A 22,129-nucleotide genomic window follows, 5' to 3' on the forward strand; every position below is an offset into this window, starting at 1 on the left:
ATGGCCGTAGACCTGGCGGTGGGCTGGTCGCGGGGGCTGGTTAGGCTGCGTGGATGGATTTCGACATGCTTGTGCATGAGGCGTGGCCCGCCTATGAGCAGCGCGTTTACGACGGGTGGGTGTTGCGTTACGCCGGAGGCGTGACCAAGCGGGCCAACTCGGTGCTGACTCTGGGGCGGCCGGCTGATCTGGCGGGTGCCATCGAGGCGGCCGAGGGGTTCTACCGGGAGCGTGGGCAGCGGTGTGTCTTCACTGTGGGGCTGGGTGCCACGTCTGGGCTGGATGAGGAGCTGGAGGCGCGGGGCTACGAGCTGGTCGACCCGACATTCGTCATGGCCGCCGGCTCCTTCCGTCCCGATGTGCTGGAAGGGGCGGAGCTCGAGGTCAGGATCGAGGGGCGGCCGTGGCCCGGGTGGCTGGAGGCGTGGTGGGCCGTGGACGGGCGGTACGGCAGCGGGCTCGAGGACGCCGAGCGCATCTGCACCGGCGTACCGGCCTGGTATGGGGCGTACGAGGAGGACGGCGTGGCGCTGGCCGTCGGGCGGGCCGTTCCGCAGGGCGACACGCTGGGGATCTACTGCATGGCCACCCGGCCGGAGGCGCGCCGCCGCGGGCTGGCCCGTGCCGTGCTGCGGGCGCTGGCGCGGCACGCGGGCACGGCTTCGGCATACCTGGTCACCACCGCGCCCAACCAGGCCGCGCAGGCGCTGTATCGCGGCGAGGGCTTCGAGATCGCGGGCCGGTATCACTACCGGGTCCGCTGACCGCCGGGCGTCTAAAGCAGGACGACGACCCCGGGCATGCCCAGGGTCGTCGTCACTGTTACGCGATATGTGGTTATCTCATCACGACCAGCGCTGGGGTCAGCGCTCGTCGTTGGGGGCAATTGAATCGGTCTTGCTGAGTCGAGCCGACTCGTCCAGGATGTCGGCGCCCTTTTCGCGCAGCGCCGCGATGTGCTGACGCCCGTGGTGGGCGCAGAACAGCAGCTCCCCGCCTACTGGCAGGGTCGCGCGAATGTAGGCCTGGGCACCGCAGCGGTCGCAGCGGTCGAGGGCCGTCAGCGGCTTAACGGGGGCGAGAGCTCCAGTCACGTATCGCCTTTCGGGTCACCCCCGCCGAAGCGAGGATCTGGCGTCAGTCACTTGGAACAACATTTAACCGGACGTGGAGCTTCCCAACCTCCCGGTCTCTACGCCCAGAGCGGAATGTGTCCGAAAGTAATGACGATCAGCCGGTTGGTAACGGCAAACGTGTCGCCATGGCAAGCTTGTACGCGTGCGTACGGGAAGAACGGTAGGCTACGCACACGTGTTCGATGCTTAGACCCTGGGAGCTGGAGTGACGCTAGTGGAGGCGGGTTACACGGCTCGTCACCTGTCGGTGCTTGAGGGCCTCGAGGCTGTCCGCAAGCGCCCGGGCATGTATATCGGGTCGACTGACAGCCGCGGGCTCATGCACTGCCTCTGGGAGATCGTGGACAACGGCGTCGACGAGGCGCTGGCAGGGCACTGCGACCGGATCGAGGTCGAGCTCTACGCCGACGGCTCCATCGAGGTCCGCGACAACGGCCGCGGCATCCCGGTCGACATCGAGCCCAAGAGCGGACTGGCCGGTGTGGAGCTCGTCTACACCAAGCTGCACGCGGGCGGGAAGTTCGGCGGCGGCTCCTACGCCGCGTCCGGCGGCCTGCACGGCGTGGGCGCGTCCGTGGTCAACGCCCTGTCGGCGAGGCTCGACGTCGAGGTGGACAGGGACGGACGCGTTCACGAGATCAGCTTTCGCCGCGGCGTCCCTGGGATCTTCGACGGTGACGGGCCGACGGCGAAGTTCAAGAAGAAGTCCGGGTTGCGGGTCGGCGCCACGCTCCCGCGCAAGGTCACCGGCACCCGGGTGCGTTTCTGGGCCGACAAGCAGATCTTCCTGCCCGACGCCGAGGTCTCGATGGACGAGATCCACGTGCGCCTGCGGCAGACCGCCTTCCTGGTGCCCGGGCTGACCCTGGCCGTCTACGACAGCAGGCACGAGGAGCGCACCGAGGAGGAGTTCCGCTTCGACGGCGGCATCTCCGAGTTCACCGAGTTCCTGGCCCGTGACGAGCCGGTCTGCGACGTGCTGCGGCTGCAGGGCGTGGGTCACTTCCACGAGACCGTGCCGGTCCTGGACGACCAGGGCCACATGACGGCCACCGAGGTGCAGCGCGAGCTGAGCGTGGACGTGGCGATCCGCTGGGGCAAGGGCTACGAGTCCACCGTGCGGTCGTTCGTCAACGTGATCGCCACCCCCAAGGGCGGCACCCACCTGACCGGGTTCGAGCGCGGGCTGATGCGTACGATCAACGAGCTGCTACGCGAGACTCGCCTGCTGAAGAACGGCGACGACCCCGTCACCAAGGACGACATCTCAGAAGGCCTGACCGGCGTGGTCACGGTCAGAGTGCCCGAGCCGCAGTTCGAGGGGCAGACCAAGGAGGTGCTGGGCACCTCGGCGGCCACCCGTATCGTCTCCCACGTCGTCTCGCGCGAGCTCAAGGAGATCTTCACCAACCCGCCGCGCGGCTACAAGCAGCCGCTGCGGGCGGTTCTGGAGAAGATCGTCGCCGCCGCCAAGGCCCGCATCGCGGCCCGCGAGCACCGCGACAACCAGCGGCGCAAGAGTGCGCTTGAAAGCTCCGCGTTGCCCGCCAAGCTGGTCGACTGCCGCAGCGAAGGCGTGGACCGCAGCGAGCTGTTCATCGTCGAGGGTGACTCGGCGCTGGGCACCGCCAAGCTGGCCCGCGACTCGGAGTTCCAGGCGCTGCTGCCGATCCGGGGCAAGATCCTCAACGTGCAGAAGGCGTCCGTGAGTGACATGCTCAAAAACGCCGAGTGCGCCGCCATCATCCAGGTCGTCGGCGCCGGCTCCGGGCGATCGTTCGACATCGAGGCGGCTCGCTATGGCAAGGTCATCCTCATGGCCGACGCCGACGTGGACGGCGCCCACATCCGCACCCTGCTGCTGACGCTCTTCCACCGCTACATGCGGCCGATGCTGGAGGCCGGCCGGGTGTTCGCGGCCGTGCCGCCGCTGCACCGCATCGAGCTCTCCAACCCCGGCAAGGGCAAGGAGAAGTACATCTACTGCTACTCCGACGCCGAACTGCAGAGGGTGCTGCGCGACCTGGAGCGGCGCGGCAAGCGGTGGAAGGACCCAGTGCAGCGCTACAAGGGTCTGGGCGAGATGGACGCCGACCAGCTGGCCGAGACGACGATGGACCCGCGGCACCGGATCCTGCGGCGGGTGCGGATCGAGGACGCCGAAGGCGCCGAAGGCATCTTCAGCCTGCTCATGGGGAGCGACGTGGCACCGCGGCGGGAGTTCATCGTCAACAGCGCCGCCGAGGTCGACCGCGACCACATCGACGCCTAGAGGCCGCCAGGCGGCGTTCCGGTTCTTCGTCCCCGCCTTCGAGGTGCAGGGGGCGTAGGAGCCGTCTGGACGCGTTCCTGAGGCCGTCCTAGGCGCTTCGGGGGCTCGTGCGCCGTGTGAAGCCCACCGGTACGTACGAGAGGCCGACGCTCGCAGCACCGCACAAACCTCCTGAGGCGGCACGCGTTGTCGGCGCTCGTGCGGCCGGGCGCCGGGCTCAGAACTCGGAAGGGGTCAGGCGACCCGTCCGGACGTCGTAGACAGCGCCGGCCACCGGCATCTCCGCGGGCAGGAACGGGCTGGTACGGATGCGTGTCAGATCGTGGCGGAGCGCCACGTACTGGTCGGGCACCGTATGGAACTCCAAACTGCGGGTGTCCACCCCATGCTCGCTGGTCAGAGCGTGCACGTCCGAGTCCGTCACCTTGGTCATGCCGCAGTCCGTGTGCGGCATGACCAGCACCCGCTTGACGCCGAGCAAGTAGACGGCCAGCACCAGCGTACGCAGCACGTCGTCCGTCACCCGGGCGCCGGCGTTGCGGAGAATCTTGGCGTCGCCCGCCTGCAACCCGAGCAGGCCGAGCGGGTCAATGCGCGAGTCCATGCAGGTCACGACGGCCAGCCCGCGGGCTGCGCGGCCGGTGAGCTCAGAGCTCCCGAAGTTTTTCGCAAACTTAGCGTTGGCGGCATACAGGTCGTCGAACGCACTCATGCCCCAGATGATGACACCACTCCCCAAGGTGACCGCTCCCGGGGTGGCGACAGGCGGGAGTTGGCAAAGGTCCCACGAAACCGCGTCACCTTGCGTGATGATGTCGTAGCCGCATGTACGTGATCGAAGAAGGTTTAGCCGTGACCAGGTCCGAATCGCTCGCCGCGCATCTCCGTGCTCAAGCCTGGCGCCGCCTCGACCGCGTGGAGTCCAACGACGACGGCCGCAACGCCAGGTGCGCGCTGGCCCTCATCGACACCGCCGCCTACGCCGCCAGCCTGCCCGACGACGATCCGCTCATCCTGATGCTGGACCAGGCGGGCTGCTTCGGGCCATTGGGCTGTGAGGAGTTCGATCCCGGGGAGGCGGGCAGCCGGCTGATCCGGAACTGGCAGGGCGGCCAGCCGCACGAGCTCCTGCTCGCGCTCCCGACGGCGATCATCGCCTCCGCCCGCTGATCGGCCGCCGCCACTTCCCGAGTCTGGCGACCACGCCGTCTCCAAGGGCAGCCGTCTCTAAGGGCAGCCGTCTCTAAGGGGGACGACGGGGACCGCGCCGTGTCCAGCGAGTGCTCGGCCCGTGCCGGGTTTGCGGCGAGTCCAGCGGGCCGAAGGCACGCAGTGCGGTGGCCGGCCCGAGGGGGTTCCCCAAAAGATCTTTTGCCCTTGAAGACGGCGCGCTCAGAGGCGTCTAGGCGGGCTCGTTGCCCGGCTTCCACTTGATGCTGCAGCCGAGCGACGGGGTCTGCTCCGCGGGCACGTCGCCGCCCTCCAGCAGGGCGTTGATGGCCGCCCGCAACGACGAGCCGGTCACCGGCACCGAGTTGCCCGGGCGGGAGCCGTCGAATTCTCCCCGGTAGACGAGCTTGAGCCGGGAGTCGTACAGGAAGAAGTCGGGCGTGCAGGCGGCCTTGTACGCCTTGGCCACCTCCTGAGTGTCGTCCAGCAGGTACGGGAACGTGAACCCGGCCCTGCCGGCCTGCTCGGCCAGGTGTGTGGGATCGTCGTCGGGGTAGTTCACGCTGTCGTTGCTGCAGATGGCGACGATCGACAGCCTGGCGCCGTAGTCCGCGGCCAGCGCGCCGAGGCCCTTCTCGATGTGCCGCACGTAGGGGCAGTGGTTGGAGAGGAAGACCACCAGCGTGGCGGGGGAGTCCTTGAGGTCTTCCAGCGAGACGCTGCCGCCGTCGATGGCGGTGAGATCGAAGTCGGGCGCGGGAGCGCCGAGCGGAACCATGAACGAATTGACAGCCATGACATCTATTCTCGCAACCGTCCCGTCCGAGAGAGGTGAATGATGAGCGGCATCGCGGAATTCCGGAGCATCGTCCTCGACACGCCCGACCCCAAGGGGCTGGCCGAGTTCTACTCCCTGTTGCTCGGCTGGCCGATCACGTCGGTCGAGGACGAGTGGGTGGTCGTGACCGACGGAGGGCCGCCCCGGCGGCTGGCGTTCCAGCTCGCACCGGACTTCCGGCGGCCCACCTGGCCCGACCCTGAGCGGCCGCAGCAGCTCCACCTCGACCTTCGCGTGGATGACATCGAGGAGGCGGAGAAGCGGGCGCTCGAGATCGGCGCCGTCAAGCACGAGCACCAGCCCAGCGAGGACGACAGCTTCCGGGTGTTCCTCGACCCGGCAGGTCACACGTTCTGCCTTTGCCGGGACTGACCCATCCCGCGCGGCGCCGCCACTTGGGTGTTGCCGGCTTTCGCGCCGTGATCAGCGCGCCTCCTCAAACCCCATCCTGTACGGCTGCGCCAGCTGGGCTCCACCCGCCGCACGGGGCCGGGCTCCGTCCAGGGGAACGCTCCTCCGGTTCACGGAGCCGGGCGCCGATACGTGCGCCTCGTGGGCCGGCCGGGGCTCAGGACGGATCCGCGTGCTCCGGGAAGGCGTTGATCGTGACCCGGTGCATGCGGCGGCGCTCGGTGTAGTCGGCCACCGCGTAGTGCTGGGTCGGCCGGTTGTCCCAGAAGGCCATGGTGCCGGGCCGCCACCGCAGGCGGCACTGGTACTCCGGAGAGCGGATGTGATCGATCAGGAACGGCAGCAGCGCCTCGTTCTCCCGGTCCGACAGGCCGACCAGGCGGGTCGTCGAGGACCGGTTCACGAAGAGTGCCTTCCGGCCCGTCTCCGCATGCACGCGCACCACCGGGCGCTCGATCGGTGGCCACTTGGCCTGGATCTCGGCCAGGTCGAACGGATGCCCCTTCGCGATCGCCTTCTTCATCGACATCGTGATGTCGTGCACGGCCGTCAGCTCGTCACACAGCCGCTGCAGCGACGGGGACAGCGTCTCGTACGCCAGGTACGTGTTCGCCCAGCACGTGTCACCGCCCACGCTGGGCAGCTGGACGCAGCGCAACAGCGATCCCATCGGCGGTGTGGGCTCGAAGGTGTTGTCGCTGTGCCACTCGTCGCCCCCTTCGCCCTTGGGTGAGGTCTGGTCGAGCACGTGGATGGGGCTGTCGGCGTCCTTCTTGAAGGCCGGGTGGTTGAGCGTGCCGAAGTTCAGGGCGAACTGCAAGTGCTGCTCGTCCTCGATGTGCTGGTCGCGGAAGAACAGCACGAGGTGCTTGAGCCAGCCCTCCCGCAGGGTCGCGGCCTCTTCCTGTGAGAGCGGCTTGCGCAGATCGACCCCGGTGACCTCGGCGCCGATGTGCTTGGTCACGGGATGAAACTCGATCATGACGCCTCCGGGAACGCGGGATCCTCGTCGGCAACGTAACACCAAGCAATTGCTTGGTCAACAGCAGCGCCGCTATCGAACATGTCTGCGAGAAGTGGCTGGAATCGAGTACCATCTTGGTTTCGGCACGATGTTCGACGTCATACGTTCCGGCTTCCCTGCCGGGGTGTATGACCAGCTCAGTCGTCGGTGAGGAGGCGTCTTCCATGACTTCGGTCCTCGTACGTGATAGGTATGCCCGGACACGCACCGATCGCCATGGTTTTCCCCGCCTCCACCCGGCAAGACGTAAGGAACACTTCGATAGCCCACAGGGGACCTGGCTCATGCCATCATCTCCAAAGGCAAACACGCCGGAACCCATCATGGTCGCGTGGCCGCACGCGCCACTGGCCGCCATCGCCGCGCGACCGGGACGGGTGACGTCGACGCCTCACACGCCGATCTGACGCTTCTTCAGCGAGCTGACGGCTACGGTTACAGCACGAGAGCAGAAGGAGGATGCGCTTCCCCTCGGCGCGACGGCCGAGGTAGCCGCGCAGCACAAGATGGCCCGACGTACGACTGCACCCCCGCCTGAGGACTTCGAGGAGCGGATCGTCGACATCGACGTCTCCTCGGAAATGCGCACGAGCTTTCTCGAGTACGCGTACTCGGTGATCTACCAGCGGGCCCTGCCCGACGCGCGTGACGGCCTCAAGCCCGTGCAGCGGCGCATCCTCTACTCGATGAGCGAGATGGGTCTGCGCCCCGATCGCGGGCACGTCAAGTCCTCACGCGTCGTCGGCGACGTCATGGGCAAGCTGCACCCGCACGGCGACTCCGCCATCTATGACACGCTGGTGCGGATGGCGCAGCCGTTCTCCATGCGGCTGCCGCTGGTGGACGGCCACGGCAACTTCGGCTCGCCCGACGACCTGCCCGCCGCCATGCGGTACACCGAGGCCAGGCTGGCCCCGGCCGCCATGCTCATGGTGGAGTCGCTCGACGAGGAGACCGTCGACTTCAAGCCCAACTACGACGGGCAGGAGACCGAGCCCGTCGTCATGCCGTCGGCGTTCCCCAACCTGCTGGTCAACGGCACGAGCGGCATCGCGGTCGGCATGGCGACCAACATGGCGCCGCACAACCTCACCGAGGTCGTGGCGGCCGCCCGGCACCTGATCAAGAAGCCGGACGCGACGCTGGACGAGCTGATGAGGTTCGTACCCGGTCCCGACCTGCCGACCGGTGGCTCGATCATCGGACTGCAGGGGGTGCGGGACGCGTACGAGACGGGGCGTGGCACGTTCCGGATGCGGGCCAAGTGCATCGTCGAGCAGATCACCCCGCGCCGCAAGGGCATCATCGTCACCGAGCTGCCCTACAACGTCGGCCCCGAGCGCGTGGTCACCAAGATCAAGGAGCTGGTGACCTCCAAGAAGCTCCAGGGCATCGCCGACCTGAAAGACCTCACCGACCGGCACAAGGGCCTGCAACTGGTCATCGAGATCAAGAACGGCTTCATCCCCGAGGCCGTCCTGGAGGAGCTCTACCGGCTGACGCCGATGGAGGAGACGTTCGGCATCAACAACGTCGCCCTGGTGGACGGCGAGCCGCGCACGCTCGGGCTGCGCGAGCTGCTCCAGGTCTACGTCGACCACCGGCTCGAGGTCGTGCGCCGCAGGTCCGAATACCGGCGCCGCAAGCGCGAGGAGCGCCTGCACCTGGTGGACGGCCTGATCATCGCGCTGCTCAACATCGACGAGGTCATCCAGGTCATCCGTGCCTCCGACGACTCGGCGCAGGCGCGGACGCGGCTGATGGAAGTGTTCGACCTGACCGATATCCAGGCCGCCTACATCCTCGACACGCCGCTGCGCCGCCTGACCCGCTACGACAAGCTGGAGCTTGACCGGGAGAAGGAGACGCTGAGCGACGAGATCGCCAAGCTGACCGAGATCCTGTCGTCGGAGGCGAGGCTGCGCCAGGTCGTCTCGGGCGAGCTGGCCGACGTGGCCAAGAAATACGGCACGCCGCGCCGCACCATCCTGCTGGAGGCCCCCGGCGTGGCCCGGACCCCTGTTGCCTCGCTCCAGGTGGCCGACGACCCGTGCCTGGCGCTGCTGTCGTCGACCGGCCTCCTGGCCCGCACCGCCAATGCCGAGCCGCTGCCGGGCGAGGGCGAGCGTGTGGCGCACGACGTGCTGATCTCAGCGGTACGGACGTCGGTACGCGGCGAGGTCGGCGTGGTGACGTCGCTGGGCCGGCTGATCCGGGTCCAGGTGGTGGATCTGCCGACGTTGCCGCCCTCGGCCAATCCGCCGTCGTTGTCCGGCGGTCACCCGGTCTCCGAATACGTCTCGCTGCAGGCCGACGAGAAGGTCGTCGGGCTGGGATCGCTGGATCCCGACGGGCCGGGGCTTGCGCTGGGCACGGCGCAGGGCGTGGTCAAGCGGGTGGTGCCGGACTACCCGGCCAACCGCGACGACTTCGAAGTGATCACTTTGAAGGACGGCGACAGCGTCGTCGGCGCGGTCGAGCTGGTGTCGGAGTCGCATGACCTGGTGTTCATCGCCTCCAACGCTCAGCTCCTGCGTTTCCCCGCCTCGCTGGTGCGGCCGCAGGGGCGGCCGGCGGGCGGCATGGCGGGGATCCGGCTGGACGACGGAGCCAGGGTGGTCTGGTTCGGCGTGGTCGATCCTGAGCTGCCCGCGCACGTGGTCACGATCGCCGGGTCGTCGACGGCGCTGCCGGGGACGCAGGTGGGCGGTGGCAAGCTGTCCGACTACGCCGAGTACCCCGCCAAGGGGCGGGCCACCGGTGGGGTGCGGGCGCAGCGGTTCTTGAAGGGCGAGGACGAGTTGCTGCTGGCGTGGGCGGGTCCTGCGCCGGCCAAGGCAGTGTCCGGGGTGGGCAAGCCGGTGCCGTTGCCGGAGGAGGTCGGGCGGCGGGACGGCTCGGGCGTCCGCCTGACGCACACCATCGGCGCCATCGGCGGCGCCATCGCCTCCGGCCCGGAGATCGCCGCGGCCTCGGTCGAGGGCCTGTCGGAGACGCCTCCTGCAGACGAGCAGACGTCCCTCTAGGCCCGCGTCCGGGCTCGGGTACCTGCTGCCCGGGCGCGCGAGCCCGTGATGCCACACCCGTCTCCCGCTGTGGAGGCCGCAGCCAGGACACCGAAGCTCTCACGCTTTGGTGACACTGTCACGGACCTTTCCGGCTGAAAGGACGGGATTGCTGACAGCCTTTGAGGCTTTCACTCGCGGAAAGGTGGTAACAAGGGGGGCATGATTGACGCCCCAGATGCCGCGATGCTGCGGGAAGAGGCCGAGGAACGCCTTGAAGCACTGGCCGGAGCGCACGCGAAGCTCCGCGACGACCAGTGGGCCGCCATTGAGGCGCTGGTCGTGGACCGGCGCAGGGTGCTGGTCGTGCAGCGCACCGGCTGGGGCAAGTCGGCCGTCTACTTCGTGGCCACCGCGCTCCTGCGGGAGCTGGGCGAGGGGCCCACGGTCATCGTCTCGCCGCTGCTGGCGTTGATGCGCAACCAGATCGCCGCCGCCGAGCGGGCCGGCATCAGGGCCGTCACGATCAACTCCGCCAACGCGGAGGCGTGGGAGGAGGTCTACGGCCAGGTCGCCGACGGCATGGTGGACGTGCTGCTGGTCAGCCCCGAGCGGCTCAACAACCCCGACTTCCGCGACAACGTGCTGCCCGAGCTGGCCGAGAGCGCCGGGCTCGTGGTGGTCGACGAGGCGCACTGCATCTCCGACTGGGGACACGACTTCAGGCCCGACTACCGCAGGCTGGCGCGGTTGTTCGAGGATCTGCCGCCCGGCATCCCCGTGCTGTCCACCACCGCCACCGCCAACGCCCGCGTCACCCGCGACGTGGCCGAGCAGATGCGCCTGCCCGCCGAGCTGCGGCCCGACGGGGAGGACACGCTCGTGCTGCGCGGGCCGCTTGAGCGCGAGAGCCTGCACCTGTCCGTCGTACGCCTGCCTACGGCCGAGCAACGGCTGGCGTGGCTGGCCCAGACGCTGCGCGAGCTGCCCGGCTCCGGCATCGTCTACACGCTGACCGTGGCCGCCGCCCACGAGATCGCGGGCTACCTGCGCGAGCAGGGGCACGAGGTGGCCGCCTACTCCGGGCAGACCGACCCGGCCGAGCGGCTGGCGGCCGAGGAGGCGCTGCTCAGCAACAAGATCAAGGCGCTGGTGGCCACGAGCGCGCTCGGGATGGGCTTCGACAAGCCAGACCTGGGGTTCGTCGTGCACGTGGGGGCGCCGCAGTCGCCGGTCGCCTACTACCAGCAGGTCGGCCGGGCCGGACGCGGGGTGGAGCGGGCCGAGGTGATCCTGCTGCCCGGCGTCGAAGACCGCGACATCTGGGCCTATTTCGCCTCGCTGGCGTTCCCGCCTGAGCCCGTCGTCCGCGCCACGCTCCATATCCTCGAAGAACGCGGCGGCGTCATGTCCACCCCGGCGCTCGAGACCGCCGTCGATCTGAGCCGCAGCCGCTTGGAGATGATGCTCAAGGTCCTCGACGTGGACGGCGCCGTCCGGCGGGTCAAGGGCGGCTGGGAGGCCACCGGTGAGCCATGGGCGTACGACACCGAGCGTTACACCCGCATCGCCGCCGAGCGCAGGTCCGAGCAGGAGGCCATGCTCGGCTACCTGACGACGACCGAGTGCAGGGAGCAATACCTGCGCAGGCACCTCGACGACGAGGCCGCCCGGCCCTGCGGCCGCTGCGACAACTGCACGGGCAGGCACCGCTCGCCGGAGATCGCCGCGCAGGCCGTTGAAACCGCGCGCGAGCGGCTGAGCAGGCCCGGCGTCGAGATCGAGGCCCGCAAACAGTGGCCGACCGGCCTGCCCGACCTGTCCGGGCGGATCAAGCCGGAGCTGGGCGCGGAGCCGGGCCGGGCGCTCGGGCGGCTGACCGACATCGGGTGGGGCAACCGGCTGCGGGAGCTGTTCAACAGTGACGACGGGCCGATGTCCGACGACATGTTCGCGGCCGTCGTACGGGTGCTGTCCGCCTGGGACTGGCGTGCGCGGCCTGTGGCCGTGGTCAGCATGCCGTCCGCGACGCGGCCGAAGCTCGTGCGCTCGTTCGCCGAGCGGCTGGCGCAGGTCGGGCGGCTGACGTACCTGGGGGAGCTGGGCTACCGGGCCGGCTCGCCCGGGCAGCAGTTCAACAGCGCCAAGCGGGTCCAGGCGGTCAGGGGAACTCTGGCCATGCCCAAGGACCTCGGCGCCCAGATCGCCCAGTGCGGCGGGCCTGTCCTGCTCGTGGACGACCGCGTCGACACCGGGTGGACGATGACATTGGCCGCCGCTCTTGTCCGCCACGCCGGCGCTCCGGCCGTGCTGCCGCTGGTCCTGGCGACCGTCAGCTGAAGCCCGTCGTCGGCAGGTCGTGAAACGCCTGGCGCCAGGCCTAGAAGGGCGGGCGGGCGCCCAGATGCGTGATCGCCTTGGCGGCCAGCCGGCATCCCGAGGCCAGCGCTTCGGCCGGCGGCTTGCCCTCCAGCCAGGCGGGCAGGAATCCGGCGGAGAACGCGTCGCCCCCTCCCGTGCCGTCGACGATCTTGTCGACCGGCTCGGCGGCCACGTGGACCGGCTCGGGGCGGCCGTTGCTGAACCACAGCGCGCCCTCGGCGTTCTGCTTGATCACGACCTGGGGGAACCACGCCGTCAGCACCTTGGCCGCGGCCTCCGCGTCGTCGCGGCCGGTCAGCACCTTCGCCTGGTCGGCGTTGGCGAACAGCAGCTTGGCGCCGTTGGTCCACTCCAGGAACGGCTCGGCCCCGGTACGCTCGAGCGGCGCGGACGAGGCGCAGTCCACCGAGATCGACATCCCGCCGCGCCTTGCCATGTCCAGCGCCGCGAGACCGGCGTCGCGCGAGCCCTCGTTGATCAGCGTGTAGCCCGAAAGGTGCAGGTGCGAGCCCGAGGTGAACAGGTCGCGCGGCAGGTCCTCCGGCGACAGCGCGGCGTTGGCGCCGGGGTCGGAGAGCATGGTGCGCTCGCCCTTGTGCGTGACCAGCACCACGCAGGTGCCGGTGGGCCGCTCGGGATCCATGACGAGCCGCGCGTCCACGCCGTAGCCCATCAGCTCCATGTCGCGGTTTCGCCCGGTGATGTCGGCGCCTCTGCGGCCGATGAAGGCCACCTCCGCGCCCTCGACGGCGAGCCACGAGGCGATGTTCGCCCCCGAGCCGCCACCGTGCATCGTCACGATCGCCGGGGTGTCGCTCGCCCTGGCGAGCGCATAACGGGCGCGCGCGACCGCGTCGGTCATGAGATCGCCCACCACGACGACCCGCGTCATGATGTCACCACCTTGCTGCCTTCAGTCCACCCTGGCCACGGCAAAACTAACAGCTTCGGGGCTGCTCGTGGGGCGGACCCATCACACCAAGCTGGAGTCGATGCACAAGCGTTGCCCAACGGGGGCTCCGGTCTTGGCATGTGGGATGCGGGTTTACGCTCGAGGCTGTGGAGGCACAATATCCGGCTCACTGGGAGGCCGACGTCGTCCTGGCCGACGGTGGCACCGCGCACGTTCGCCCGATCAGGCCCGCCGACGCCGGCCGCCTCCGTGCCTTTTACTCGCGACTGTCGGACGAGTCGATCTATTTCCGGTTCTTCGGGCCGCGGCCGCGGTTGTCGGACCGCGACGTCGAGCGGTTCACGAACGTCGACTACGTCAACAGGGTCGCCCTGATCGCCACCATCGGCACCGAGATGGTCGCCGTGATCCGCTACGACCGCACCGGGCCGGGCGAGGCAGAGGTGGCCTTCCTCGTCGAGGACGCCCACCAGGGCAGGGGAGTGGCTTCCGTGCTCCTGGAGCACTTGGCCGCCACCGCCCGCGAGCACGGGATCGAGCGTTTCATCGCCGACGTCCTGCCCGCCAACATGCGCATGATGGGCCTGCTGCGCCAGGCCGGCTACACGGCCCAGAGCCAGTTCGCCGACGGCGTCGTCCGCATGACGCTCGACCTCACCCCCACCGAGACCTCCGCCGAGGTGACGGCGGCCCGCGAGCACCGGGCCGAGTCCAGGTCCATCGCCAGGCTGCTCACCCCGGGTTCGGTCGCGGTCATCGGCGCCTCCCGCGAGCCCGGCGGGGTCGGGCAGACCGTCCTGCGCAATCTGCTGGCCGCCGATTTCACCGGGCCCGTCTACCCGGTGCACCGGGAGGTGCGCGCGGTGGCGGGCGTGCGGGCCTACCCGAGCGTCACCGCCATCGACGGCGACGTGGACCTGGCCGTGGTCGCCGTGCCCGCCGAGGGCGTGATCGACGTGGTCAAGGAGTGTGCGGAGAAGGGCGTGCACGGGCTGGTCGTGGTCTCCTCCGGCTTCGGCGAGACGGGCGCGTCCGGCCGGGCCAGGCAGGACGAACTGGCCCGCATCGCGCGTTCCTACGGCCTGCGCGTGGTCGGCCCCAACTGTCTCGGCATCGCCAACACCGACCCGTCCGTCCGGCTCAACGCCACTCTCGCCGCCACCGTGCCGGGTCGGGGCAAGGTCGGCTTCTTCAGCCAGTCGGGCGCGCTCGGCACCGCGTTGCTGCAGCGGGTGGCGCAGCGCGGCATGGGCATCTCGTCGTTCGTCTCCGCCGGCAACCGGGCCGACGTGTCGGGCAACGACCTCCTGCAGTACTGGGAGGAGGACGACGCCACCGAGGTGATCCTGCTTTACCTGGAATCGCTGGGCAATCCGCGCAAGTTCACCCGGCTGGCGAGGCGTATCGCGCGTAGCAAGCCCATCGTGGTGGTCAAGAGCGGCGGCACCCCGTCGGGGCACTCGGCGGAGGAGCTGGGGCTCCCGGACTCCGCGATCAGCTCCCTGTTCGCGCAGGCCGGGCTGATCAGGGTGGACGACCTCATCCAGCTGTTCGACGTGGGTCAGCTGCTGGCGTACCAGCCGCTGCCCGCCGGGCCCAGGGTCGCGCTCGTGACCAACTCCGACGCGCTCGGGCTGCTCGCCGCCGACGTCTGCCGCGCCGCCGGGCTCGAACCCCGGCCGCCGGTCAACCTGGGGCCCGCCGCGGGGGCCTCGGAGTTCGGTACGGCGCTCTCCGGCGAGCTCGCCTCGCCCGACGTGGACGCCGCCGTCGTGATCTACATGCCGCCCCTTGCCGGTGACACCGAGGCGGTGGCGGCCGAGCTGGTACGGGTGTCGAAGGACGTCCCCAAGCCGGTGCTGACGACGTTCCGCGGCCATCTGGGCATGCATCCGGCGCTGCGGCTGGAAGGCACTTCCGGTTCGCAGGCCACGCCCGGACGGGGTTCCATCCCCTCGTACGCGGCCCCCGAGGAGGCGGTCCGGGCGCTGGCCCACGTGGTGCGCTACGCCACGTGGCGCGCGCAACCGGCGATGCCGCCGCCGGAGCTCGGCGAAATCGACACCGACCGCGCCCGCTCCGTGGTCCACACCCTTCTGGCAGCGGACCCGGACGCTCCGGCCCCAGCCGAGGCGGAGGCGCCCGCCCAGACGGGCCCGGCCGCGTCCCCAACAGACAGGGCGTCCGGCCAGTCGGGGTCGGGCGGCGCATCCGGTCCCACGAGCGGACCGCCCGAACGAGCGAGCGCGCCGGCGGTCGCGCCGCATGGCGCGTCCGGCCCCGTGAGCGCGTCGTCGGAAGAAGCCGGCGGGGCTTTGGCGGGTGCGGCGATCGGTGCCGCTACAGGGCCGGGCGGGACTGGTGGGACGGTCGCTGCCGAGTCGGCGCCAGGGCAGACGGGGGTGGACGAGGCCGCAGCCGGGCGCCCGCGGCCGGGGGTCTTCGCGGAGCCGGGACCACCGGTCGAGATCGACGCCACCGAGCTGCTGTCCTGCTACGGCCTCACCGTATGGCCCGCCGAGGTCGTGCGCTCGCCCGACGAGGCCGTGGCCGCCGCGGAGCGCCTCGGCTGGCCCGTGGTGTTGAAGGTGGCCGACCCGGGCGCCTCGCGCCGCGCGGGCACCGTGCGCCTGGGGTTGGCGGGCCCGGAGATGGTGCGCCACGCGTACGCCGAGTTCGCCGACCAACTGGGCGAGAAGGTGCGGCTGGCCGTCCAGCGCATGGCGCCGCAGCCGGCCGTGCCCACCGTGGTGGGCGTCATCGAGGATCCGGCGTTCGGCCCGGTGGTGTCGTTCGGGCTGGGCGAGGTGACCGCACGACTCCTCCTCGACCAGGGTTTCCGCCTCGCCCCGCTGACGAGGGAGGACGCCGCCGCCCTGGTGCGTTCCGTACGCGCCGCACCGCTGCTCTTCGGCGAGTACGGCTACCCGCCCGTGGCGGTCGACGCCCTGGAGGAATTGCTCGTACGCGTCGGCCGCCTGGCCAACGACCTGCCCGAGGTGGCCCGGCTGGACCTGGACCAGGTGCTCGTAGGGGAGTCGGACGCCATGGTCCTCGGCGCCCGCGCCACCCTCCGCACCCCGGCGGGCCCGCGCCTGGACGGCGGCCCGCGCAGGTTGTCATGACCGCACTCTCTGAAGGGTGAGGCCAGTGCTCCGGAGTGGCTTTTGTGACCTAATTAAAGACGTTATAGAGCGTTATGTCCGGCGGGTGAGTGCACTGCCCGGCCCTGGCAGGATGGACCCATGAGGGAAACCCGAGTCTCAGCCGCGGGCCTGCGTGAAGCGATCGAGCGCAGCGGCTACTATCCCGACCTCGTCACCGATGCGGTCGAATCCGCGCTGGGCAAGGAAGCCGTGACCGCGTTCGTGGTCCACCATGAGGCCACGTTCGATCCTGCGATGGAGGTGCGCAGGCACGTCACCGTGCTGGTGCTGACGGCGACGCGGCTGCTGGTCTGCCACACCGACGAGCATCCCGCGGTGGAGGGCGTCTCGACGGCCCACGCCTCCACGACCACGGAGGCCGTGCGACTGAGCCGCATCCAGTCGGTCGCCGTCACCCGCGTCGTGCCCGACCCCGCCTCCTACGTCCCGGGCGTGCCGCCCACGGAGGTGACGCTGACCATCGGCTGGGGTGCGATCTCCCACGTGGACCTGGAGCCGGCCACGTGCGGCGACGAAAACTGCGAGGCCGACCACGGCTACACGGGAGCGATCACCGCCGACGACCTGTCCCTCAGGGTCAGCGAGGCGGCCGACGGCCCGGAAGCGGTCACCCACGTCCTGTCCTTCGCCAAGGCCCTCTCGGAGGCCACCGCCCGCGCCGCCGCCTGACCCCGGCCTCCACCTCCTCCGGCGCCTTTCCCGGCATCCTCATCTCGCGGCCGGGCACGGCCGCCTGCGCCAATACGTCCGCCGGTGGGTGGACACCCAGCGGGTGGAATCGAAGACGATGGCCAAGATGTCAGCGAAGACGCAGGTCAAGTATGCGCTCGTCACGGCGAGCACCCCGTGAGCCCTCACGACCGGCCATGACAGACGGGAACCAGCGACGGCGAGTGCGGGCAACCTGGCCGGCCGTAAAAGAAGGCGGGCGAGATCCCCGCTAAAAACGGAGAGGTCCGCGATCCCTGCGAAAACGTAGAGGTTGGCGATCCCCGCGAAATTGGAGAGGTCGGCGATCCCCGCGAAATCGGGTCCGCGATCCCGGTGAAAACGGAGTGATCCGCGGGCCTAGGATGAGGGCATGCTGGTGCCGGGGTATGGCGGCGGGTCGCTGGCGGATCTGCCCGGCGCATTGCTGGCCGCGCTGGGAGTTCACGACGCCGATCCGGGCATTCCCGCGCCCGGTCGCAGCGCACCGACCACGCCGAACGAGCAAGGCAAGCCGAATGCGCCCCTCGTCCTGGCGCCCGCTGAGCGCGTCTGCCTGTTCCTGGTGGACGGCCTGGGAGCGGAGCTGCTGCGGGCGCATGCCGAGACGGCCCCGTTCCTGTCCGGGCTGAAGAGCAGGACGCTCACGGCCGGATTCCCCGCCACCACCGTCACCAGCCTCTGCTCGCTGGGCACCGGCCTGCCGCCCGGCGAACACGGCATGCTGGGCTTGACGCTGGCCGTGCCGGGCACCGGATACCTGTTCAACTGCCTGCTGTGGACGCTCCCGGACGGCCTCACGATGGACCCCGAGCAGTGGCAGCCGGCTCCGACCGTCTACCAGCGGGCCGTCCGGGCCGGCATCGCGTCCGCCTACGTCGCCCCCGCCGAGTTCGAGGGCACCGGCCTGACCAGGGCCGTCTACCGCGGCGTGCGCTACGTGTCGGCCGACACCGTGGACGAGCGCGTGGCCCGGACGCACCAGGCGATGCGGGAGCGGCCCGCGCACGTCACGGTCTACTACGGCGACCTGGACTCCGCCGGGCACCTGGCAGGCTGGGGCAGCGAGGAATGGCTGCGGCAGCTGGCCATCGTGGACGATATGGCGCAACGGCTGGCCGAGGGACTGCCACCCGGCTCTGCCATGTACGTCACCGCCGACCACGGCATGGTCAACGCCACAGAGAAAGTCGACGCTGAGACCGTGCCCGAGCTGACCGAAGGCGTGGCGCTGGTCGGCGGCGAGGCCAGGGCCAGACACGTCTACGCCGAACCCGGCGCCGCGCCGCACGTGCTGGAGGCGTGGCGCGAGACCTTCCAGGGCAAGGCATGGGTAGTGTCCAGGCAGGAGGCGGTCGAGTCCGGCTGGTTCGGGCCGCGGGTGCGCGAGGCGTGGCTGGCGCGCATCGGCGACGTCGTAGCCGTCCCCTACGCCGACCTGGCCATCATCGCGCCGAGCGCGAACCCGATCGAGGCGCTCTTCACCGGGTACCACGGTTCGATGACGCCGGCCGAGCAGAACGTCCCGCTCCTGGAGGTACGCACGTGACCGGCTGGAGATCCTGGAGGTACACGTGACCGGCTGGGGCGGTCAAATGATCCTGGAGGTACGCACGTGATGAGCTCGCCTACAAGCCCGGCAAGCCCGACCGACCCGCCGCCGAGTCCGCTGATCAGTCCGGACGGGCTCGCCGCGCTCGGCGACGTGGCACTGTTGGACGTCCGCTGGCGGCTGGGCGGCCCGCCCGGGATCGAGCTCTACCGGGAAGGCCACCTCCCGGATGCCGTCTACTGCGACCTCGACACCGATCTGGCGGCTCCTCCCGGCGAGGGCGGACGTCACCCGCTGCCCGAGGCCGAAGCCTTCCAGAGCGCGATGCGCCGCCTCGGGGTACGCGACGACCGGCCGGTGGTGGTCTATGACGACGTCGGCTCCACCGTCGCGGCCAGGGCCTGGTGGGCGCTGCGGTATTTCGGCCACCAGGACGTCCGCGTGCTGGACGGCGGGTTGCCCGCGTGGACCGCGGCCGGCCTGCCGATCACGAAGGAGTCACCTGTGGTGAAGGAAGGTGACTTCACGGCGCGGCCGGGCGGCATGCCGGTGCTGACCGCCGGCGAAGCGGCCGATCTGGCCGCTGAGGGAGTGCTGATCGACGCCAGGGCGGCGGAACGGTATCGGGGCGAAGTGGAGCCGGTCGATCCGGTGGCCGGGCACGTTCCCGGGGCTGTCAGCGCGCCTACCACGGAGAACGTCGGGCCGGACGGCAGGTTCCTCGACCCCGCCGCGCTCCGGGCCAGGTTCGCGGAGCTGGGTGTGGGTGAGGGGGTCCGGGCGGGGGCGTACTGCGGCTCCGGGGTGACGGCCGCCCACGAGGTGCTTGCGCTGGAGGTGGCAGGCCTGCCCGCCGCGCTCTACGTGGGCTCCTGGTCCAACTGGGTCGCCGATCCTTCGAGACCCGTCGCCACCGGCTGATACAGCGGGCGGTCGCCGGCTCCGAAGCAGGTGAACTCGTACACCCCGGTCTTCGCCGAGGCGTGCGCCAGTGCCGTGTCCGGCGGCTGCCCGGCCGCGATGAGCTCGTGGAACATGCTCATCACCGCCCGCGCCGCCTCGTCCTGCACCGGCACCATGCCCGCGATCACGCACGACGACCCCTTGGCCAGGAATGTCCCCGGCAGCCCCAGCGGAGCCCCCTCCACCGGCGTCCGCGACATGCCCGAATTGCAGGCGGAAAGCACCACGAGCTCCGGCGATCGCGTCACGTTCAGCAGGTCGTACGCCATGAGCGACCCGTCCTCCAGTGTGATCCCGGACACCAGCGGACTACGGGCGTGGAACACCCCGTGCGCCGCCAGATGCAGCACGTCCGCGACCGCCAGCGCGTCCAGCACCGCCCCGGTGCGCCCCGGCACCTCGCGCCCGCCCGGATGGCAGGCCAGCACGTGTGCTACCTCGGCATGCGCATGGGTCAGCGCCGGCCCGGCCGCCGCGACCACCGCCGGAGGCCCGTCCCCGCGAGCGCCTTCCCGTGCCCGCACCCAGGACGCCGCGCTGGCCGCTACGCTCACGGGGCGTCCACGCAGGAACGGCAGCGCACCCCACGGCAACGTGTGCAGTGCGCCCACAGGCACCACCACGAGCGGCGCGTCGCCCAGTTCTGCCGCCAGCGGCCGGAACACCAGCTGCTCGAGGTCCCCGGCCACGACCTCGAGATCCTTGCCGCCATCCCGCGGCGGCCCCGGCGCACGGTCGCGCGCCTCCGACCGCCTCAGGACCGCATAACGCGCCTCCGACCGCCTCCGGACCGCGTAACGCAGCCGCACGATCGCCTCCTCGACCGCCCGCACGGTCCCCAGCCACCGCAGCAGCACCCGCTCTCCAGCGATCATCACCGCCAGCAGCGAGTCCCCGTCGACAACGAACTCCACGAGAGCCCGCGGCCCCAGCTCGGCCCGCACCCGTTCGGGATCCACCAGCGCACAGGCATGGGCGGGCGCCGTGACGGCCCGCCACCGCTCGGCCCACTCGAACACGTCGCAGGACCCTCCGGCACGTACCGCCAGCGCCAGCCCGAACGCCGCCAACCGCTCCCCGGCAATGGCGACGTGCGCCCGCAGCGACGGGTCGGCGAACGTCTCCACCTGCTCGCTCACCTCCGCCAGCCCGTAGCGGACGGCCAGGAAGGCCCCGGGGACGTCCTCCTGCAGCGCCGCCTCCAGCGCGAGCGCGTGCTGGCGTACCGGGATCGGGATCTGTGACGCCCGCGCCAGCTGCCTGGCCTGCGGCTCCGACGCGAGCGAGGTCAGCCGGGCACCCGCGGGCGCCCACCGCTCGCCGGGCTCCGCGAGCTCCGCGGGCTCCGGCACCTCGGCGTGCCGGGTGAGGCGGGCCAGCTGCGTCGAGGCCGTCGGGTGATCGTCGACGGCGAGTGCCGCCTCGGCCGCCACCAGCCGCAACGCCGCCGCCCCCGCCAGGTGGGCGCCTCCGTCCTCCAGCTCGTCCGCGCCCGCGATCAGCTCGGCGACCAGGGCGGGCGTGACGGGTTCGAGGGCCAGGCGCGAGCGCAGCACGACCTCCCTGGCCAGTGGCAGCCACGACGTGCGGTCCTGCGCGGCCAGCTCGCCCGCCGCCTGCTCGGCCACCTCCCTCGCCCGGTGCGGGTCGCCGGTCAGCAGCTCCACCTGCGCCAGCTTCAGCCGCGCCTCGGCCAGCGCCGCCCGGGCCCCGCAGGCCTCGAGATCGGGTACAGCGAGGTTCAGCATGGCCCTGGCCTCGCCGGGCAGGTGGGCGGCCAGCAGGGCGCCGGCGAAGTCGGCCCGCATGGTGGCGAGCCGCTCGGGATAGCCGAAGAGGGTGTCCTCGGCCTCCCGGTAGTGGTGGAACGCCTCGGCGATGTCGCCCCGCCGTACCGCGAGGAACGGCAGGTTGGCGGCGGACAGGCGGGCCAGGTGGCGCAGCCCGGCATGCTGGGAGATCTGCAGGCAGGCGGTGAGGTCGCGCATGGCGGCGTCCCAGTCGCCCCGGTAGGAGTGGACGAGGCCGCGGTTGAGCAGACCGCCCGCCAGGAACCTGCGGTTGTCGAGGGTGCCGGGCGCGGCCGCCAGGGCTCGCAGCGCGCGATCGCACGCGGCGACGGCCTCCTGCGGCCGGCCGAGGTGGGCCAGCGCGACCGCGCGCTGGGTGTCGAGCTTGGCACGGTCGAGGGGGGACAGGTAGGTCCAGGCCAGGGCGGCCACGCGCAGGGCCTGGACAGGGTGGCCGCGTTCGGTGCGTACGGTGACGAGCGACAGCCGGGCCTGCGCCACCCGCTCCCTCGAGGCTCCAGGGGTGGCGATGGCCTGCCGGAGGTGCCACTCGGCGCCCTCCAGATCGCCCAGCTCACGGGCGGCCAGCGCCATCGCCCTGAGCGCGATCGCCGCGGCGTCGGGAGATCCGGTACGGCGGGCGGCGGCGAGCACGACGCGGCCCGCGTGCATGGCGTGACCGGGGTCGACCAGCGAACGCAGCATGGCGGCCTCGGCCGCCGCGACGAGCGGGTCGAGTTCGTCCGAGGTGTCGCTCATGGGCGGGCCTTGGTCGGAACGGCCGGGAGTCCCGGCATC

The 22,129-nt window shown here is 70.8% G+C and carries 16 protein-coding genes; 10 read left to right on the top strand and 6 right to left on the bottom strand.

What is annotated here, in order from left to right; all coding sequences use genetic code 11:
• Positions 1–65 precede the first annotated feature (65 nt).
• Positions 66–764 (top strand): GNAT family N-acetyltransferase, encoded by a 699-nt coding sequence (locus tag ACTWPT_RS23920; protein ID WP_443179663.1) that lies wholly within the window; start codon positions 66–68, stop codon positions 762–764.
• A 99-nt stretch (positions 765–863) separates the two neighbouring features.
• Here ACTWPT_RS23920 and ACTWPT_RS23925 read toward each other — a convergent pair whose 3' ends face one another.
• Positions 864–1,094, bottom strand: a complete 231-nt coding sequence (locus tag ACTWPT_RS23925) for a DUF7455 domain-containing protein (RefSeq protein WP_443179664.1) — start codon at positions 1,092–1,094, stop codon at positions 864–866.
• A 247-nt stretch (positions 1,095–1,341) separates the two neighbouring features.
• Here ACTWPT_RS23925 and ACTWPT_RS23930 point away from each other — a divergent pair, with 247 nt between their 5' ends.
• Positions 1,342–3,408, top strand: coding sequence for a DNA gyrase/topoisomerase IV subunit B (locus tag ACTWPT_RS23930; protein ID WP_443179665.1), 2,067 nt, complete (start codon positions 1,342–1,344; stop codon positions 3,406–3,408).
• 217 nt (positions 3,409–3,625) lie between these two features.
• Here the strand turns inward: ACTWPT_RS23930 and ACTWPT_RS23935 are convergent, their stop codons facing one another.
• Complete coding sequence (locus tag ACTWPT_RS23935; protein ID WP_443179666.1) at positions 3,626–4,120, bottom strand: beta-class carbonic anhydrase; 495 nt, start codon at positions 4,118–4,120, stop codon at positions 3,626–3,628.
• Between the two features lie 140 nt (positions 4,121–4,260).
• On the opposite strand from ACTWPT_RS23935, the gene ACTWPT_RS23940 reads away from it, so the two are divergent.
• On the top strand, positions 4,261–4,578 hold the full coding sequence (locus ACTWPT_RS23940) for a hypothetical protein (protein ID WP_443179667.1): 318 nt from the start codon (positions 4,261–4,263) through the stop codon (positions 4,576–4,578).
• A gap of 232 nt (positions 4,579–4,810) precedes the next feature.
• Here ACTWPT_RS23940 and ACTWPT_RS23945 read toward each other — a convergent pair whose 3' ends face one another.
• Positions 4,811–5,374 carry a thioredoxin family protein gene (locus tag ACTWPT_RS23945; RefSeq protein WP_443179668.1) on the bottom strand — a complete coding sequence of 188 codons (564 nt, stop codon included), beginning with the start codon at positions 5,372–5,374 and terminating at the stop codon, positions 4,811–4,813.
• A 42-nt stretch (positions 5,375–5,416) separates the two neighbouring features.
• On the opposite strand from ACTWPT_RS23945, the gene ACTWPT_RS23950 reads away from it, so the two are divergent.
• Positions 5,417–5,788, top strand: coding sequence for a VOC family protein (locus ACTWPT_RS23950; RefSeq protein WP_443179669.1), 372 nt, complete (start codon positions 5,417–5,419; stop codon positions 5,786–5,788).
• Positions 5,789–5,984: 196 nt separating this feature from the next.
• Here ACTWPT_RS23950 and ACTWPT_RS23955 read toward each other — a convergent pair whose 3' ends face one another.
• Positions 5,985–6,809, bottom strand: a complete 825-nt coding sequence (locus ACTWPT_RS23955; protein WP_443179670.1) for a TauD/TfdA dioxygenase family protein — start codon at positions 6,807–6,809, stop codon at positions 5,985–5,987.
• 548 nt (positions 6,810–7,357) lie between these two features.
• Between ACTWPT_RS23955 and ACTWPT_RS23960 the strand changes: the two genes are divergently transcribed.
• The gene (locus ACTWPT_RS23960) at positions 7,358–9,877 is read left to right on the top strand and encodes a DNA gyrase/topoisomerase IV subunit A (RefSeq protein ID WP_443179671.1); all 2,520 of its coding nucleotides are present in this window, start codon (positions 7,358–7,360) and stop codon (positions 9,875–9,877) included.
• A 201-nt stretch (positions 9,878–10,078) separates the two neighbouring features.
• Positions 10,079–12,196, top strand: coding sequence for a RecQ family ATP-dependent DNA helicase (locus ACTWPT_RS23965; protein ID WP_443179672.1), 2,118 nt, complete (start codon positions 10,079–10,081; stop codon positions 12,194–12,196).
• A gap of 40 nt (positions 12,197–12,236) precedes the next feature.
• Here the strand turns inward: ACTWPT_RS23965 and ACTWPT_RS23970 are convergent, their stop codons facing one another.
• Complete coding sequence (locus ACTWPT_RS23970) at positions 12,237–13,130, bottom strand: carbohydrate kinase family protein (RefSeq protein ID WP_443179673.1); 894 nt, start codon at positions 13,128–13,130, stop codon at positions 12,237–12,239.
• A gap of 167 nt (positions 13,131–13,297) precedes the next feature.
• On the opposite strand from ACTWPT_RS23970, the gene ACTWPT_RS23975 reads away from it, so the two are divergent.
• The 4 genes from ACTWPT_RS23975 (at position 13,298) to ACTWPT_RS23990 (ending at position 19,499) form a co-directional block, all read left to right on the top strand.
• Positions 13,298–16,276: a bifunctional acetate--CoA ligase family protein/GNAT family N-acetyltransferase gene (locus ACTWPT_RS23975; RefSeq protein WP_443179674.1), complete on the top strand. Its 2,979-nt coding sequence runs from the start codon at positions 13,298–13,300 to the stop codon at positions 16,274–16,276.
• Positions 16,277–16,396: 120 nt separating this feature from the next.
• Positions 16,397–16,987, top strand: a complete 591-nt coding sequence (locus ACTWPT_RS23980) for a DUF5998 family protein (protein WP_443179675.1) — start codon at positions 16,397–16,399, stop codon at positions 16,985–16,987.
• A gap of 412 nt (positions 16,988–17,399) precedes the next feature.
• Positions 17,400–18,575 carry an alkaline phosphatase family protein gene (locus tag ACTWPT_RS23985; RefSeq protein ID WP_443179676.1) on the top strand — a complete coding sequence of 392 codons (1,176 nt, stop codon included), beginning with the start codon at positions 17,400–17,402 and terminating at the stop codon, positions 18,573–18,575.
• Between the two features lie 69 nt (positions 18,576–18,644).
• On the top strand, positions 18,645–19,499 hold the full coding sequence (locus tag ACTWPT_RS23990) for a sulfurtransferase (protein ID WP_443179677.1): 855 nt from the start codon (positions 18,645–18,647) through the stop codon (positions 19,497–19,499).
• On the opposite strand, the gene ACTWPT_RS23995 is transcribed toward ACTWPT_RS23990, so the two are convergent.
• Entirely contained in the window at positions 19,439–22,090 is a 2,652-nt protein-coding gene (locus ACTWPT_RS23995) for a CHAT domain-containing protein (RefSeq protein ID WP_443179678.1), read from the bottom strand. The two genes, ACTWPT_RS23990 and ACTWPT_RS23995, sit on opposite strands and share 61 nt — an antisense overlap.
• Positions 22,091–22,129 lie beyond the last annotated feature (39 nt).

This window comes from Nonomuraea sp. 3N208 (assembly GCF_052245935.1).
In the GTDB taxonomy this organism is placed as follows: Bacteria; Actinomycetota; Actinomycetes; order Streptosporangiales; family Streptosporangiaceae; genus Nonomuraea.

Bases quoted from the DNA above. Each gene is read 5' to 3' on its own strand.
- ACTWPT_RS23920 (WP_443179663.1), top strand. From the start codon at position 66: ATGCTTGTGCATGAGGCGTGGCCCGCCTATGAGCAGCGCGTTTACGAC.
- ACTWPT_RS23935 (WP_443179666.1), bottom strand. From the start codon at position 4,120: ATGAGTGCGTTCGACGACCTGTATGCCGCCAACGCTAAGTTTGCGAAA.
- ACTWPT_RS23945 (WP_443179668.1), bottom strand. From the start codon at position 5,374: ATGGCTGTCAATTCGTTCATGGTTCCGCTCGGCGCTCCCGCGCCCGAC.
- ACTWPT_RS23950 (WP_443179669.1), top strand. From the start codon at position 5,417: ATGAGCGGCATCGCGGAATTCCGGAGCATCGTCCTCGACACGCCCGAC.
- ACTWPT_RS23955 (WP_443179670.1), bottom strand. From the start codon at position 6,809: ATGATCGAGTTTCATCCCGTGACCAAGCACATCGGCGCCGAGGTCACC.
- ACTWPT_RS23960 (WP_443179671.1), top strand. From the start codon at position 7,358: ATGGCCCGACGTACGACTGCACCCCCGCCTGAGGACTTCGAGGAGCGG.
- ACTWPT_RS23965 (WP_443179672.1), top strand. From the start codon at position 10,079: ATGATTGACGCCCCAGATGCCGCGATGCTGCGGGAAGAGGCCGAGGAA.
- ACTWPT_RS23970 (WP_443179673.1), bottom strand. From the start codon at position 13,130: ATGACGCGGGTCGTCGTGGTGGGCGATCTCATGACCGACGCGGTCGCG.
- ACTWPT_RS23980 (WP_443179675.1), top strand. From the start codon at position 16,397: ATGAGGGAAACCCGAGTCTCAGCCGCGGGCCTGCGTGAAGCGATCGAG.
- ACTWPT_RS23985 (WP_443179676.1), top strand. From the start codon at position 17,400: ATGCTGGTGCCGGGGTATGGCGGCGGGTCGCTGGCGGATCTGCCCGGC.
- ACTWPT_RS23990 (WP_443179677.1), top strand. From the start codon at position 18,645: ATGAGCTCGCCTACAAGCCCGGCAAGCCCGACCGACCCGCCGCCGAGT.
- ACTWPT_RS23995 (WP_443179678.1), bottom strand. From the start codon at position 22,090: ATGAGCGACACCTCGGACGAACTCGACCCGCTCGTCGCGGCGGCCGAG.